This is a genomic window from Streptomyces sp. NPDC001407 (assembly GCF_042895325.1).
In the GTDB taxonomy this organism is placed as follows: Bacteria; Actinomycetota; Actinomycetes; order Streptomycetales; family Streptomycetaceae; genus Streptomyces.
Genome location: NZ_JBIAWF010000014.1, coordinates 53,318 through 68,400 on the forward strand (window position 1 = coordinate 53,318; position 15,083 = coordinate 68,400).

At 71.6% G+C, this 15,083-nt stretch carries 14 protein-coding genes; 12 read left to right on the forward strand and 2 right to left on the reverse strand.

What is annotated here, in order from left to right:
* The first annotated feature begins 5 nt into the window (after nt 1–5).
* From ACFY1P_RS20110 to ACFY1P_RS20145, 8 genes are all read left to right on the forward strand, one after another.
* Nucleotides 6–452, forward strand: a complete 447-nt coding sequence (locus tag ACFY1P_RS20110) for a pilus assembly protein TadG-related protein (protein ID WP_390751361.1) — start codon at nt 6–8, stop codon at nt 450–452.
* 3 nt (nt 453–455) lie between these two features.
* The gene (locus ACFY1P_RS20115) at nt 456–4,376 is read left to right on the forward strand and encodes a LysM peptidoglycan-binding domain-containing protein (RefSeq protein ID WP_390751362.1); all 3,921 of its coding nucleotides are present in this window, start codon (nt 456–458) and stop codon (nt 4,374–4,376) included.
* A 108-nt stretch (nt 4,377–4,484) separates the two neighbouring features.
* Nucleotides 4,485–4,676: a hypothetical protein gene (locus tag ACFY1P_RS20120; RefSeq protein ID WP_390751363.1), complete on the forward strand. Its 192-nt coding sequence runs from the start codon at nt 4,485–4,487 to the stop codon at nt 4,674–4,676.
* Between the two features lie 144 nt (nt 4,677–4,820).
* Nucleotides 4,821–6,494, forward strand: coding sequence for a DUF2637 domain-containing protein (locus ACFY1P_RS20125; RefSeq protein WP_390751364.1), 1,674 nt, complete (start codon nt 4,821–4,823; stop codon nt 6,492–6,494).
* Nucleotides 6,495–6,602: 108 nt separating this feature from the next.
* Entirely contained in the window at nt 6,603–7,682 is a 1,080-nt protein-coding gene (locus tag ACFY1P_RS20130) for a hypothetical protein (RefSeq protein ID WP_390751365.1), read from the forward strand.
* A gap of 306 nt (nt 7,683–7,988) precedes the next feature.
* A complete protein-coding gene (locus tag ACFY1P_RS20135; protein ID WP_390751366.1) occupies nt 7,989–8,216 on the forward strand; it encodes a hypothetical protein in 228 nt (75 codons plus the stop codon).
* A gap of 620 nt (nt 8,217–8,836) precedes the next feature.
* The gene (locus tag ACFY1P_RS20140; protein WP_390751367.1) at nt 8,837–9,226 is read left to right on the forward strand and encodes a hypothetical protein; all 390 of its coding nucleotides are present in this window, start codon (nt 8,837–8,839) and stop codon (nt 9,224–9,226) included.
* Between the two features lie 134 nt (nt 9,227–9,360).
* A complete protein-coding gene (locus ACFY1P_RS20145; RefSeq protein WP_390751368.1) occupies nt 9,361–9,948 on the forward strand; it encodes a hypothetical protein in 588 nt (195 codons plus the stop codon).
* Between the two features lie 67 nt (nt 9,949–10,015).
* Here ACFY1P_RS20145 and ACFY1P_RS20150 read toward each other — a convergent pair whose 3' ends face one another.
* Nucleotides 10,016–10,978, reverse strand: a complete 963-nt coding sequence (locus tag ACFY1P_RS20150; RefSeq protein WP_390751369.1) for an immunity 49 family protein — start codon at nt 10,976–10,978, stop codon at nt 10,016–10,018.
* Between the two features lie 454 nt (nt 10,979–11,432).
* Here ACFY1P_RS20150 and ACFY1P_RS20155 point away from each other — a divergent pair, with 454 nt between their 5' ends.
* The 4 genes from ACFY1P_RS20155 (at nt 11,433) to ACFY1P_RS20170 (ending at nt 13,421) form a co-directional block, all read left to right on the forward strand.
* Nucleotides 11,433–11,870, forward strand: a complete 438-nt coding sequence (locus tag ACFY1P_RS20155; RefSeq protein WP_390751370.1) for an SMI1/KNR4 family protein — start codon at nt 11,433–11,435, stop codon at nt 11,868–11,870.
* Between the two features lie 281 nt (nt 11,871–12,151).
* Complete coding sequence (locus tag ACFY1P_RS20160) at nt 12,152–12,445, forward strand: hypothetical protein (RefSeq protein ID WP_390751371.1); 294 nt, start codon at nt 12,152–12,154, stop codon at nt 12,443–12,445.
* Entirely contained in the window at nt 12,442–12,699 is a 258-nt protein-coding gene (locus ACFY1P_RS20165) for a hypothetical protein (RefSeq protein WP_390751372.1), read from the forward strand. The genes ACFY1P_RS20160 and ACFY1P_RS20165 overlap by 4 nt, the downstream gene beginning before the upstream one ends.
* A 374-nt stretch (nt 12,700–13,073) precedes the next feature.
* On the forward strand, nt 13,074–13,421 hold the full coding sequence (locus ACFY1P_RS20170) for a hypothetical protein (protein ID WP_390751373.1): 348 nt from the start codon (nt 13,074–13,076) through the stop codon (nt 13,419–13,421).
* A gap of 284 nt (nt 13,422–13,705) precedes the next feature.
* On the opposite strand, the gene ACFY1P_RS20175 is transcribed toward ACFY1P_RS20170, so the two are convergent.
* Nucleotides 13,706–14,899, reverse strand: a complete 1,194-nt coding sequence (locus ACFY1P_RS20175) for a hypothetical protein (protein WP_390751374.1) — start codon at nt 14,897–14,899, stop codon at nt 13,706–13,708.
* Nucleotides 14,900–15,083: the final 184 nt, after the last annotated feature.

Below are 15,083 nucleotides of genomic sequence, written 5' to 3' on the forward strand. Positions count from 1 at the left end.
CCTCTATGACCGACGCCCGCCCTCCCGTGCCGTCCCGTCTGCGGGGCGTACTTGCCGCCGCCCGGCGTGACGACGGCGCGATGTCGCTCTTCGTCCTGGTCACCATCGTCGGGCTCTTCGCTGTTGCCGCGCTCGTCATCGACGGCGGCGGCAAGCTGCGCGCGCTCAGCCACGCCGAAGGCGTGGCCCAGGAAGCGGCCCGGGCTGGCGGTCAGGCCATCGACGCGGGCAAGGCCATCTCCGGCCAGGGCATCACGGTCGACCGCAACGCGGCTGTGGCCGCGGCCCGTTCCTACCTCTCCGCCGCCGGTGCCAGCGGCACCGTCACGGTCAGCGACGACGGGGCGTCCCTGAAAGTCACCGTGTCCGAGACATACAGCCCCAAGTTCCTGCCCGGTGGAGACTGGTCCGTCTCCGGCCGGGCCAGCGCCGATCTGGTCTACCGGGGATAGCCGATGAAAACACGCTCCACAGCGGCCGCCATCCTGCGCGGGCTGATATGCCTCGCCGTGCTCGTCGCCCTGCTCGTCCTCGTGCCCGTCCTGCTGTGGCAGGTCGGCGTCCTGCCCCACCACGTGCCGTCGCTCGACGAGGTCACCACCGCGTTGACCAGCCCGGACAACGGCACCCTGTTCCTGGGCGCGATCACCCTCATCGGCTGGTACGGCTACGTGTCGTTCGCCGCGTCGGTGCTCCTGGAGCTCTTCTCCGCCCTGCGCCACCGCAGCGCACCCCGCATCAAGGTCCTCGGCGGCACCCAGCGCCTGGCCGGCACCCTCGTCGGCGGCATCATCCTGCTCCTGCCCACCTCCGCCGCGTTCGCCGCCACCACCCCGGCCACCGCCGCCAGCACCGCCGTGACCGCCCCGCAGACCACCGGCACCCCCGCCGCCTCCGCCACGGCCCAGTCCGCCACCGCCACGAAGGCCGCCACCCCCTACACGGGACCGGTCCACGAGGTGAAGCAGGGCGATTCGCTGTGGGAGATCGCCGAGCAGCGCCTGGGCTCGGGCACCCGCTGGCACGACATCGTCACGGCCAACGAAGGCATCCCCCAGGCCGACGGCACGGTCATCAGCGCCGACACCGCGTTCCTCCAGCCCGGCTGGACGCTGCGCCTGCCCTCCGACGCCAAGCCCGCCCCAGCCCCGGCCGCGGCCGAGTCCGGTGGCGCGCACACCCAGCTCGCGGCCAAGCCGGCCGACGCCCCCGCTGCCCCGCATGGCTCCCACACCGTCAAGGAGGGGGAGTCCCTGTCGTCCATCGCCCAGGACGAACTCGGCGACGCGGGCGCGTACCAGGAGATCGCCCAGCTCAACAAGGACAAGCAGCAGAGTGACGGCCGCGCGCTGACCGATCCGGACGAGATCTACCCCGGCTGGCAGCTCAAGCTCCCGGCCGCGCACGGCAGCAGCGACCGGAGCGACGCGAAGACCCCGTCGCAGGAGAAGCCCGCGCCGAAGCCACAGCACGACGGGCGCCAGCAGGACCAGCAGCACGACCGGACCCAGACCCCGGCCCCGGACAAGCAGCACGACCAGGACAAAAACAAGGACAAGGGCAAGGAAGACGGACCCGACGGCACCGGCGATCAGACGGCCCGGCCGCAGACGCCCGCCGAACAGCCGTCAACACCGGCGCCCCACACACCCGATGAGTCCCCGGCCACCAGCGCACCCGCCCAGCAGGCACCCGCCCAGAAGGAGACGTCCGAGGGCAGCAATCAGAGCGTGAAGACGGCCGCGGCGGCCGGAAGCATCCTGGCCGCCGCCGTGCTCGCCGTCGTCGCCACCCGCCGTGCGCGTCAGCAGCGCCGACGCCGGGCCAAGCGGCGCATCCCCATGCCCTCCGGCGCGACCGCGGACTTCGAGAAGCAGCTGCGCATCGCCTCCGACGTCACCGGCACCGCGCTCGCCGACCGCGCCCTGCGCACCCTGGCCTTCCGCTGCCGCGAGGCGGGCCGTGCGCTGCCCGAGGTCGAGGCGCTGCGCATCACCGCGCGCGGGCTGGAGCTGTACCTGGCCGCGGCCACACCGCCGGTTGCGCCGTTCACCGAGCGCGAGGACAACCCGGCCCTGTGGTGGTGCCCGGCCCGCGGCGCCGACCTGCTCACCGAGGACCAGGCCGCCGACATCGCCCCGCCCTACCCGGCGCTGGTCAGCCTCGGCGAGACCGAGGACGGCGACGCGGTGCTGGTCGACCTGGAGACGATCGGCCTGCTCCGCCTGGACGGCAGCCCGGAGGAGGTCCGCGCCGTCATGCTCGCGCTCGCCGTCGAGCTCGCCTCCTCGCAGCTGGCACCCGCCACGCAGGTCGTGCTCGCCGGGGCCGGAAGCGAACTGCAGTCCCTCTACCCCGACCAGATCGACCACCACACGGACCTGGACAGCGCCACCGCCGAACTCCAGGCCCACGACGCGTTCCAGCGCGATGCCCTCGACGAGGGCAGCCATGACCATCTGCGGGCCGCGCGACTGAGCGACGAGACCGCCGCTGACTCCTGGATCCCCCGCATCCTCATCTCCACCGCCCCGCCGTCCGGCCCGGCCGCCGGAGTGCTCGGGGATCTGCTGGCCTCGCGCCCGCGCACCTCCGTCGCGGTCGTCTCCGCGACCGGCGGTGAGCTCGAGCTGCCCAGTGACTGGACCCTTCCCGCCCGGCCCGGTGCCCCGGTCGAGCTGCCCGGCCTGGGCCTGGCGGTGAAGCTGCAGTACCTCGACGACACGGCCTACGAGCGGCTCGTGCAGCTTCTCGCCACCTCCAGCCGCACCGACGACGTACCGCCCCCGTCCTGGACCCGGCACACCGGCCCGGCGGACCGCAACGGCCCCCACCGTGCGGTCGCCGCCCCTGCTGAGGATGCCTCCGCGCTTGCTCCCGAGACCACCGCCGCCCCCGCGGCCCCCACGGTCCAGGCCACGGCTCAGGCGGGAGACCTGGCAACCGCTCTGCCCAGCTTCACCTCTCTGACCCCCTCCCTCCCGCCCGCACCGGCAACCCGGGCCGGCGGGGACGCGGCCGACACCGAGGAGGAAGGCGCCAGCGCGCTGTCCCCGGCCGTCGCCGCCCCGTCACCCGCGTCCCCGCCCGTGGAAGAAGTGGAAGAAGCGGGAGAGGCGACCGTCGAGGTCCCCGACCCGGACGAGAACGCCGACACCGCGGTTCAGGAGACCGGTACGGACCAAGAGGCGGAGTCGGCCAGCGCCCTGTCCCCCGCCGTCGCTGCCCAGATCCCGGCGCCCGCGGACGTCGACACCGCTACGGCAGCGCCCTCCCACGAACGCGACGGCCAGGACCCGTACGCCGCAGAGGCCGACGGGCAGGACGACTCCGCGCTGGGGGCCGAGGTCTGGGGACGGCCCGAGTCCGCCGCCGCATTCCACGAGGCGCTCGGCGAGGTCCTCGCCGAGCAGGCCGACGAGCACCAGCCGGACGCGGCCGAGGACGAGGAGGCCGACTCTGGCCTGTCCAGCGCGGCCCTCGGCCAGCACGAGACCCAGCCAGCGGCCCCGGCGGAACGGCGGATCGTGCCCCGGCCGAGCGCCGTCACCTCCACGGTGCTGGCCGCGCTCGCCACACCGCCCGAGCCGCCGGCCGCCCCCCAGGTGCAGGTCCTCGGCGCCGTCGACATCGTGGGCACGCTCGGCCGCGTCGAGAGCAACCGCCGCAATTCCCTCAAGGAGATCGCCGCCTGGCTGGTCCTGCACCCGGGGCTCAGCCGCCAAGACCTCGACGAGGCAATCTGGCCCGGCATCCGCACGCTCGCCGACTCCCGCAACTCGGCCATCAGCAAGCTGCGCGCCTGGGTCGGCCGCGACCCGCTCCTTCCCGCGAGCGACCCGCAGGCCGCCTACCTGCCCCCCATCAAGGGAGGCGTGTACGCCTTCAACGACCAGGTCACCTCCGACTGGCACCAGTTCCAGGACCTGTACCAAAAGGGCATGCACCACGACGGGCCGGACGCCGACATCGCCCTCGCCCAGGCCCTGGCCCTGGTCCGCGGCCGGCCTTTCGCCGACGTCGACCCCTCCAAGTACGTCTGGGCCGAGGGCGACATCCAGGAGATGATCAGCGCGATCGTCGACGTCGCCCATGAGCTCGCCGAGCGGCGCCGCCACGTGCGCGACTACCGCGCCGCGGCGCAGGCCGTCACCAAGGGCATGGTCGTGGACAACCAGTCCGAGCTCCTCTACCGCGACCTGTTCACCATCTGCCACGAGATGGGCGACCGCGAGGGCCTGGAGCGCGCCGCGCACCAGCTGGCCCGCATCAACGCCGAAGAGGGGTGCGACTCCTCGCCCGAGACGGTGGGCCTGCTCCGGACGCTCCTCAAGGGCGAACGCGCCCAGCCCACCCTCAAATCCGCTGCTTCCTGACCCATCCCGCAAATTTCCTATGGTCCGCTGTCACACCGCACCGCTCCACCACACCTGTAGAGAGCGAGGGCCCCTCCACGGCCGACCACTCGACAAAGGAGAATCCCCGTGACCCCGCGCGTCTCTTACCTCGAACTGTCCATCGGCGACGAGCTCGGCCGTGACCAGAGGCCCGAATGCTGCGAAGCCGGCATGGCCGCCAGGGACCTCGACAACGGCCGCATCGAGTACACCTGCCGCGATTGCGGAACGGTCCTCGAAGTCGATGCCCTCGGCCTCATCTCCGACATCCGTGACTGAAGTCGGCCAACACCAATCGCACCGGCAACAGCTCATGAAAGAACCGCGCATGACCCTCCGCCAGCACCGCGTTGCCCTGCACGTCGGGTCTGTCGCTCCGGCGCCAGCCGGAGCGACAGACCACGCCCGGGAAGAAGGCCGCTGATGAACCTGCCCCAGTGGGCCCTGCCCGCCGGCCTGGCGGTGGTGGGTATCGGTGCCCTCGTTGCCGCAGTCATCGTGATCCGCCGCAACAGCGGACACCAGGTCACTGCCAAGGAACGCGCCGAGCTCGACCTCGAGCGCCGTCAGGCATGGCGGCGCCGCCTGGCCGTGATCGCCCTCGCCATCGGCTGCCTGATGATGTTCCTCCTCGCGGGCATCGCCGCCTGGCTCTCCTTCGGGGCGCAGCGCGAGTACGCCCACGCGCACAACGGCGGGGACTGGGACGCGGCCACAGGGTTCGCGATGCTGCTGGACGCCGGTGCGCTGAGCCTGAGCTTGATCCGGTTCTTCGAGGCACTGACGGTGCGCTCCTCCGGCCTGACCCGGCTGCTGTTGTTCCTGTTCGTCGCGTCCTCGGCCCAGATGAACCTCCTGCATGCCCCGGAGTCTGGCGCGGGAGGGGCATTCCTGGCGGTCGTTCCGCCGCTGGTCTACGCGGTCCTGCTCGAGATGCTGCTCGTCAAGGTCGAGCAGGTGATCACGGGCCGGAACAAGCAGAGCAAGCCCGACCACGAGCGGGGCTACAGTCTGCTCCTGTGGCTCCCCTGGCCCATCGGCGCACCCGTGCAGATGTGGAAGGCGTGGCGGTCCGAGTTGCTGGCCACGATCGACAACGTCCGGGTGCTCGGCTCCCGCCGTCCCCTCGCCCCGACCGCCGGGCCCGTTCTGGAGGAGCCTGCTTCCCTCGAGCCCGTCGAACTGGCATCCGTCGAGCCGGCCCAGCCCCCCGTGATGCTGGAGAAGCCCGTCCCGGCGCAGCTCCCGGAGCACCGAAGGCCGGCACCGGACGAGGTGCCGTTCCCCTCCATGCCCGTGCGTGGGGCGGCTGCCCCGGAGCCCGACGGTCCGGCAGTACCTGCCGCAGTGGCCAGCAGCACCCCCGCGCCGGCGCCGGTTCCCGTGCCGGTGTCCGCGCCGGATGCCGGCCCCGCTGGATCCGGGCCCGGAGGGCTCCCGGCCGAGGAGGCCCCGCAGGGGGAGCCGGAGGAGGACACGGTGTCCCCTGCCTCGCCCGCAGACCAGCCGGTGGAAGCGGAAGGTGCCGAAGCCGAACCTGCAGCGGTCCCGGACACCGGCGAGGCGGAAGGTGCCGAAGCCCCCGAAGAGGGACCGGACCGCGCCGAGGAGGCCGGCCAGGCCGGGTACCACACCGGCGACGACCTGGAGGCCGGCACCCAGCCGGCAGCATCCGAGGGGGGCGAGCCGGAGAAGCCCCGGCAGGCCGAGGAGGACGCCGCGCCCGGCGAGGGTGAAGCCGCAGCGGAGGAGTCGGAGATCCGGCACGAGCGACCGGGACCCGAGGCCGACGGCAACGAAGAGACGCGCGAACGCCAGCGTGTGCAGATCGACCTCTCCACCCTGCCCAAGGACGAAGGCCCGCGCCAGCTCGCCGAACGGATCTACGTCGCGCACCTCGTGGCGGGACTGCCCCTGGACAAGGGCGACCTGGCCAAGTGGGCCGGCTACAAGAGCCCGCGCTCGGGCGGCAACGAATACCGCAGGCTGGTCAAGGTGCACGGCCCGATCCTCGAAAGGGAGGGCGCCGGGTACCTCGATCTGGACTGGTCCAGCATCGAGCAGCACGGCGACCCTGTCACTGCCCAGACGCTCTGACCTCCACCGGGCCCTCCCCCGCGCCTTGGCCGGGAGGAGGGCCCAGTGTCGTAGGGCGCGGGTAGCCTCGTGCGGTCACGAGATGTCCGGCACGGTGGGGAGAAGTGGATGAGCGGCTGGGAACGGGCGATCGCCGATCTGCGCGCGCAGGGCACCGCAGCCAGGGCCGCCGCCGACCGGGTCCGCGAACTTCGGGCCGGCACAGTGCAGGACGTCAGGCGCCGGACCACTGCCGTCGCGGTGTACTACGCGTCCGAGGCCGACTACCTGCGCAGCGCCGTGGCTCTGCTGCGCGCCCACCTCGGTGACCGGCCGCCGCGACAGCTGCCCGTGGCGCGCGTATGGCCGCGGGCGGTGCGCGACCTGTGGAAGGAGCGGGTACTGGCGCGGACCGGCGGGGTGTGGCGGGCCGTACCCGGCCAGGGCGAGCTGGAGCAGATGCGCAGCGCCCGGCCCGGGCCCCTCATGGACGCGGTGACCGAACAGGCCCAGGCATTGCAGGCCAGCCTGCACGCCCGCCGCACGCACCCGCGGATGTACGAGAAGTACCTCCCCGCCCCCGGCCGGAGGGGCCCCGCGGCGGCCGGGGTCGGCCGCCCGTCCCCTACTCTGCCGGGGTTCGCCGACCGGGGTCACCCGGTGAACCTCGCCCTTGCGGCCGGCACGGGAATACGCATCCAGCCGGAGCGGCTCGCCGAAGCCAGCCGGCTCAAGGACGAGGAGTTCGCTGTGCACGAGCGGGCTCTTGCTCTCGGCGATGCGGTGCTGGCCCTGCTCGTCGAGCAGCGGCTGGACGGTGTTGTGCCCCAGGCAGGCTGTGTTCGAGGTGCGGGACGGTGGGTAGGCCGCGAGGAGGTCCTGGTACCCCACCGGCCGGGATGGCCGGAGCGGCTCAACGGCTTCCAGGCCGTGACCCTGGCCGGGCTGGGGCTGCTGGTGCTGGCCTGCGCGGCGCTTCCCCTGACGATCGGGGAGCGGGCTGGCCTCTTCTCGCACGCCGCGCTGCTGTTCACGGGGGCGGCCGCCGTGGCCTTCACCGGGACCGCGCTCATCGGCCGGACCGGGCCCAGGATGATCAAGGCCCAAGGGGCCCGGGCCGCTGTGCCGGGGATCGTCGCCGGTCTCGCCGCGCTCGCCGTGTGGCAGGGGCAAGGCTCCTTCGCGGACTACTACTTCGGCGGCCGCTGAACGCTCCGAGCGGAAGTCCGCCGACCGCTGCCGTGCGGTCAGCCCTTACCGTCGCGGCACGGTTCAGGTGCGCGCCGGCCACGGCGTTCTCCCTGTCGCCCCGGTCGAAGAGGTTACGACGCTGCGCTGGGGACCGGCCGAGGACAGCGGCCCCTGCGGCCGGTCGCCGGGTGACCAGGCCGGTACTCGTCCGGCACGGGTCCTAAGCGGGGTACGGCTCGAAAACCCGCCGGTTGGCAGGGTGGGGTGGCAGACTGCTGTCAGCAGCGGCCGGTTCCGGCCGCCACGATCCGGGGGAGGCAGTGCATGGAGCCGCAGCTGAGTGACTGGTCGCGCGACTTGGTGCTGGCCGACAGCCTCGAGGTCCTGAGGGAAGCGACCATGCGGCCTCTGGGCGGCGCAAGCTGCCTGGCGGGTGGTGTGGAACGCGGTGGCCTGGAGAAGACGACGGTGGCCGTCCAGCGCATCGAGCGGCCGGGCGTGACCGTTGTCGCCGACGGCGCTCGCCCCGACGACCCCTTGGGCCTGGCCTGAGGTCACCGGCTTCACGAAAGACACCACGGAGCCGAGCGGCTGACGGCGGTGCGCCGGTAGCGCTAATGTGGGCTGTGGAGTGGTCCCCGCCCGGGACCGGCAAAATCGCGGGCGAGGACCGAGCCGGTGCTTACACGGGCGCCCTCAATATCTCTGAGGGCGGCCGTCACCGGCCCCGCATCCACCTCCACAACTCGCGGACCACTGCGGCGATCCGTTCGTACACAGGCTTCTTGCGGTGACGCGCCATCGCGCGCTCCCCTCCAACGGGTTGCGGCCGTTGCCGGCGACCGCGCCGGAGGAGGCCCGGATCGGACCCCCTGGGCGAGAAGCCCGATCCCTGGGGAGGCTCCTCGTGGAGGGGAGCGCACACTCGGTGCGCCTGGCTCAGGACCCTACCGCCCCGCCGGGCGCATCCGCGACGGATCAGCGCAGGAACCACGCCGCGGGATGACCCCTTTCCGGCCGCGCTCTGTATCTGTCAACTTCCGCGCGAATTCGATCTGTTGCCTGCTCTACCATCGGAAACCGGTCTCGTTGCAAACGAGAACCGGCAGCCATGACATGGCGGGCTTGACAGCGTGCACGGGCATCAGCAGGACGGGCGGGGAACAGACGCAGTGTTGTGGATCATTCGCACAGGTGAGGTCAAGAGCGACGGCATCACGGTGGGCTCCGGCCCGAACGGCAGGAGCATCGTCGAACCGGAGATCGCGCTGGAGGCCGTCTACCGGTTCCGCAGCGGTGACGCGGCCACGGCCTGGTTCCGGTGGACGCCCGAGCTCCTGGGCCAGGCCATGGTCTTGCCCGGCGTCCGGCGCGTGGACCAGGGCCGCTTCTACTGGTACACCGTCGCCCACGAGATGCCCGCGCAGCAGATGGCCTCCGCCACCCGGCCGTTCGACCTGTTCCTCCACGACGACACCACGGGCCAGGACGTCGTCAAGCGGTTCGCGATGCCGCCCGGCGTCGCGGAACTGAGCGCCATCGAGCACGGCGAGCCCGCCTAGAACGCGCGGCCACAGCCGGGGTCAGACCTCGGCGGTCCCCATGACGGGACCCACGTCCGGGGGGGGGATACTCACCCGCGGCTGAGTACCCGCGCTCAGGCGGGGCGCGGCGCCGGCCACCTACTCTTCCGATCATGCGTTCTGTTCTGAAGGTCCGCCGTGCCCGCGTGGCCCTGTGGTGCGCCGGCGGCCTGCTCGTCATCGGCGTGAGCGTCGGCATGGGTGCGGCCGTCCGGTGGCTGTGGAACGGCCCGCCCTATCCAGCGGCCGATCCCGACCGGGTCGCCGCACGGCTCAAGGCGGAGGCCGGGCGTGTGCACGATGAGGCAGCCTTGCCGGGAGCGCTCGAGGCGCCCGCCCGGGTGGAGACGGGCGCTTGCGACTACCGCGGTCTGAGGTCGATCGCCCACATCGACCAAGGCCGCAGTGACGTGCGCGACTTCAGGCTGTCGTGGCAGGTGACGGACGTGCCGGAGGGCGCCGCGCGTTCCGCGCAGGAGCGCACGCGTCGTCGTCTGGTGCGGGACGGCTGGCGGCTCATCAGCGAGAACGTCTCCGACCGGGGTTTCCGGTTCGAGCGCCCCGGCTCCGGCGAGAGGGTGGACGTGGACTGGTATCGCCCCACGGGGACGTACGCGGTGACCGCCTACGCCCCCTGCGGCAGGGTGCCGGACGGCTTCGACGAATACCAGTGGCCGGCGGCGCGCTGGGCGCCCGCGTAGTGCCCGCGGGGGCGGTTGAGTCAGTGCGGCGCCCGCGCTGCTTCAGCAAGCGCCCGGCCCGGGCCGGCTACTTGGCGGTCCAGTAGCCCAGGGTGTTCTCGTCGGCATCAGCTGCTTCACGCAGCGCCTGCGGGGAACCGAGGATGCCGCGGGGCAGGTATCCGGACTGGACGTCCAGCTCCCAGCCGTGGACTTGGACCGCAAGGACGGCCAGAGCCAGGGGGCCGAGCGGCAGCAGGGTCCTGGGGGCAGGATCGGGTTCCCGGCTCTCGCGGTGCTCGGTGAGCCGGGCGGCCAGGGCCTGCTCGAAGGCGCGCTGATCATCGTCGAGGAGCACGCGAAGGAGGCGCTGGTCCGGGGTCAGAGGGCCGGCCGCGTCTAGGCGGTGGGCCGCTACGGCGCGCTCGTCGGCGTCGGGCCGGCGCAGGGGCACGGTCGGCCAGTCCCGGGGCAGGTGTCCGCCTGCCGGGGTGAGGTAGTCGCGCAGCGCGTCCATCGTGGCGAGGTCCGCCGGATCCGACGCCGAGGTCAGCTGCGAGTACGGAACCCCGTCAAGGATCGCGGGCGCGTAGTCCTCGCGCAGGAGCAGTCCCGTGACCCTTTGCCACTCCCACACCTGGCCGCTGACCAGGCATATCGCGAGCGTGTCCCACCACGTGCGGGCCGTGGGGGCCTGGTCGATGACGTCGTCGCCGAAGACGAGCTCCTCGCTGGTGAGCTTCTCGCCGATGAAGGGGAGGGGTATGTCCTGGTCGCCATCGGGATAGCAGCCGACGCTCATGATCCCCAAGGAGCACTCTGCTGCGGTCAGCAGCGCCGTGCGCGACACCTCGTCGAGCGCGATCTCGGGGTTCACGGCGATGCGGGCAGCGGCGTGGTCAAGAAGGTCGTCGCGCATCTCCCGAAGTCCCTTCAGGGACAGATCGTCGTAGAGGAGCCCGTGATAGCGGTGGAACACCCGCCGGTGGATATCCTCCAGCGCGTGGGCGATCTGCTGCTCGCCGACCGTATGGCACGTCACTTCCCGCACAGCTGCCGTCCTTCCTTGATCCTTACGGCTGGCAGCCGATGATGTCAGCCCCCACTGACAACGACGCTGCGCGCCGCCGAAGCGAAGGCCGTGCGGCGCCTTCGGCGTCCCCGGAACGGTACTCGTGCGCTTTCCTGCCGAGGCCGGACCGCACGGTGGTTCGCGCGGAGCGGAGGGGGATCAGAACAGCAGCCCCAGCAGGCCCCAACCGCGGTTGTCGGCATCCTTGACGACCTCGGCCCACCCGTGCTGGCGCCGATCATCTTCGTGGCGATTACGGGATGTACGTGACGGCAGTTGCCGCCAGTCTTCGGTACCTCCTGGCAGACGGTGCACCGACGCTACGAGCGCAAGGCCGAACACTTCCTGGCCTTCGTCGGCATCGCCAGCATGCTCATCTGCTATCGCCGATGCAGTACAGGAGCCCTGGAGATGGTTGGCTAGGGTCCGGACCATGTGGAGACAAGTAGCGACAGCGGTCTTTCCCGGCGTGGGCTTCCGGGAACCGGCCCAGGCACCCGATCTTGTCGCGGCGGAGACGCGACTCAGGCGAACGCTGCCGGCAGAGCTTCGGCAATTGCTCCTCGAAAGCAACGGGGTAATCGGACACACACACGTGGACACCGTCTGGCCCATCGATCAGATTGTCGAGAGGAACCTGCTCTTCTGGTCCGACAAGACGTTCGCGCAGCTCTACATGACGTTCGAGGCCTTCCTCTTCTTCGGGGACAGCGGAGGCGGCGACCAGTTCGCCTTCGTTCAGAAGCCCGAGCGTCCCGACATCTTCGTCTGGGAGCACGAGAGCGACAGCCGTCGATGGGTCGCCAACAACCTGCAGGACTACCTCGGCCGGTCGCTCCGAGCCGGTGGTGACGACTGGTACCAGCTCTAATGCGGCCGACTTCCGATCAGGAGCCGACACCAATCAAGACACCGTCTAGGACGGCTATGCACCGGGGGCTGGTCACCACCGTCAGCGCGCGCCTCGTCGCCGCAGGTGGCGGGCCCCATCATGGCCGCGGGGCTCCCGCGTCTCCAGCCGACCCATGGGCCAGCAGCGGACGCAGCGCCGGCATCGCGACTCCCGAACCGGGATCCCCCTGACTGCACGCGTTGCGCTCCGCTACGCTCGTGACCGAGCACTGTGCCCGCGCGGGGCGGAGGAGAACCGCAATGACCGACCGTGAGTGGACGATCGATGCCCTGGCCCATGCCCTGTCCCCGGAGCAGCGCCACCGGTTCCTGCGGGACGTGAACCTCGCGCCTCTTGCCGACCTTCCGGGCGTCCTGGACCGGTGGGTGCGGCACGTGACGCAACTCGAGCAGACGCGCGAGCAGGCCGAGGACGCGCGCAGCCACTTCGCCGCGCACGGCAGTCTCCCGTCCGAGCTGGAGCCCACCGATGCGGCAACCGCCGCCTTCGCCGAACTGCGCCGCCGGCATGCAGCGCAGCGCGGGGCCGCATGAGCACGGCTGGCTGGACGTTCCACCTCAGCCCGCACACGCTCGACCAGATCACCGGCCTCCCCGAGGATGCCCGCTCCGCGGCGCTGGATCTTGTCGACCGCCTCGAGGCCGACCCGTACCGGCACTCCGTGCCCTTCGGGCAGGATGACGGGATGACGCGGGAAGCGTCCTTCGGCAGCTGGGGCACCATGGTCGTCCTCTGCAACCCCCTCACCCGCCGTATCACCATGCTCGCCGTGGCCTGGACCGGCTGACCGTCACCGGCGGCTTCCGCACTCCCACAGCCCTCCTCCAGAACGCGTGGATTTCCCTCCCGGGACCGAGGTACAGCAGCCGTCCGTCGCGCGCCGGTCCGCCAGCACACAGTCTCGGTGTGCGGCGCTGTCGTACGCGGGGTGGGGCGTTCCACGCCTCTCAGTTCGGCTGCGCGCGGGCTGGCGTGCCCATGCAAAGGTTCGATGACGTGGATGACGGCCGTTGAGGCGTTCGACGAAGCGCGGCCTGCCGTCCCGCCCTCGGATTCCAGCACCGAGCCGTGCACAGTGAGGTGGTTCCGCGCGCACTGCCGGGGCAGGGTGCCGGAGCCATCAGTGAGGATGAAGGTGGCGATCACCAGGAGGGGAATCTCATGGCAGACATCTGGGTGCTCGGCACCAGCATGCACAAGGACAGGAGCGGCCCGCTGGTCCGCGCCGACTCCATCACCCACCTCATGGCCAGCACCGAGAAGGTGACTGCCTCGCAGATCGGCTCGGACGACACGATCACGCTGGTCCACCGGGACAGCGTGGGTCACGGATACCAGGGGCCGCATCCCGTGCCCGAGGACTTCCACCTGGCGCTGCTGCACAAGCTCGCAGAGGCCCGAAAGCAAGCCCAGGGCAGCGAGGAGGACATGATCCTCTTCCCCGGCCTTGACGACAAGCGACAGTGGGATTGGTCGGTGATGACCGTCTCGGAGCTGTGGACGGGCTGAGCGTCCGCCCACAGCGGGGCCGGTCTCCCGTCCCCGGCGGGACAAGGCCGGGCCCGTTAGGGTGATGTCCTGCTTATTTGGGGCTGGCAGCGGTGGGACACGGCGACAAGCTGGTCCCCGCAGAGTTCGACGTTTCGGGGACGCTGCCCGAGTCGCCGCTCGTGGGAGTTGCTGCTTACGACATGCGGCGCCTCCTGGACTGTGGGGCCACGCGTTCGGCGGCACGATCGCGCTGGTGACCGCTTTCTGCTTCCTCTTCTTGTTGGTGCCGTGTCCTGGGCCCGTTATGGGCGGCGGAATCGGCCGAGCCATCGGCGAATCGCTGATGACGGTTCCGGGTCTCCCTCGGCCGGAGCGGCCGAGGGCGGGTAGGCCGGCGGCGGTGGGAAGGGCGGATCGTTCGGCTCGGCTGGAACCTGCGGTTGTGGTGCGGTCGCCGGCGGCAGCGCGTCGGGCTGCCGAGGCTCATCCGGGCCGTGGGGACTGGTGGGCTGTGCCGTGTCCGTCTGCTCGGCCGTGGCCGGGAGGGCTGCGGTGACCTGGGGTGGGACAGGGGGCGCCGGGGCAGGGGCAGGTACGGGTGGGACGGCAGGCCCCGCCGCGGGTGGACGGTTGCCCGTGCGCGGTGACATGGGGCGCCGCGGCGGGCGGGGGGAGCGGGCGCGCCGCGCGGTGGCGCCGGAGGGCGTGGCGTCGAGGTCCCAGCGTTCGACCTGCCAGGGCTGGTCGGCCCAGAGCTGCAGTTCGATCCAGCCCCGTGCAGCCGCTTGGGCCAGGTCGGCGGGGAAGAGCCGCCAGTACCCGTAGCCCAGGAACTTCCCCGAGCGGTAGTCGGCAGCTATCCAATCGGGGTCGGTGGAGCGCAGGGCGATGCGCAGCTGGACCTGTTTGCCCTGGATGGTGACGGGGTGCCGGGCGGCGTACTGCACCACGTACGTCTCCCCCGTCTTGCCGGCGACGGCGTCGGCCATGCTCGCAGGCCCCCACACCGCGTGCGGGATCGCCGAGGCCGTACCGTCGATGAGGGCCTGGGCCAGTGTGTGGACGCCGGCGCGCCCGTAACAGAACCGGTCCCAGGGGATGTTGCGCTTGCCGTTCGGAGCGGTGGCGGCGAACTCGGCGAGGGCCTCGGCATCGTGCTCGAAGTCCTCCAGCAGCTGGACGATGCGGCGGGCGGAAGCGATCGCGGGTCCGGCGAGGTCGCTCGTCGCGCGCCGGCCTCCACCGCCTGAGGCGGTGGGCGGCCGCGCCGGACCAGGCGGGCGGCGCGTGCTGCCGGCGCTTCCTCGGCCCTCCAGAGGCGGGCACTTGAGCCGCCACTGCCCGTCGCGGCGCACGACCGTTTCCTTGGATGCCGCGGCGATGCGTGCGCCGCGCTGCTGGAGGTCGAAACGGCAGTCCGGCTTGTGGTCCTCGCGTTTGAAGTAGTGGGAGGAGCGTCCGTCGGGGTTCTCCGCGTTCCCGTGACGGACGCCCACGCGAATTCCGCACCCGTCACAGGTCAGGGGCGGCACGAAAGGCGCCTGGGGCTGGATATCGATCGCGAACCGGTCGAACCTGTCACCATTCGCGTCCCGGACGAACGGGATACGGACACCGCGCGCTGACTTCCCCACAACCGCCCCTCCCCGGCTGATCCTCTGACTCCCCATCTTCACCGAC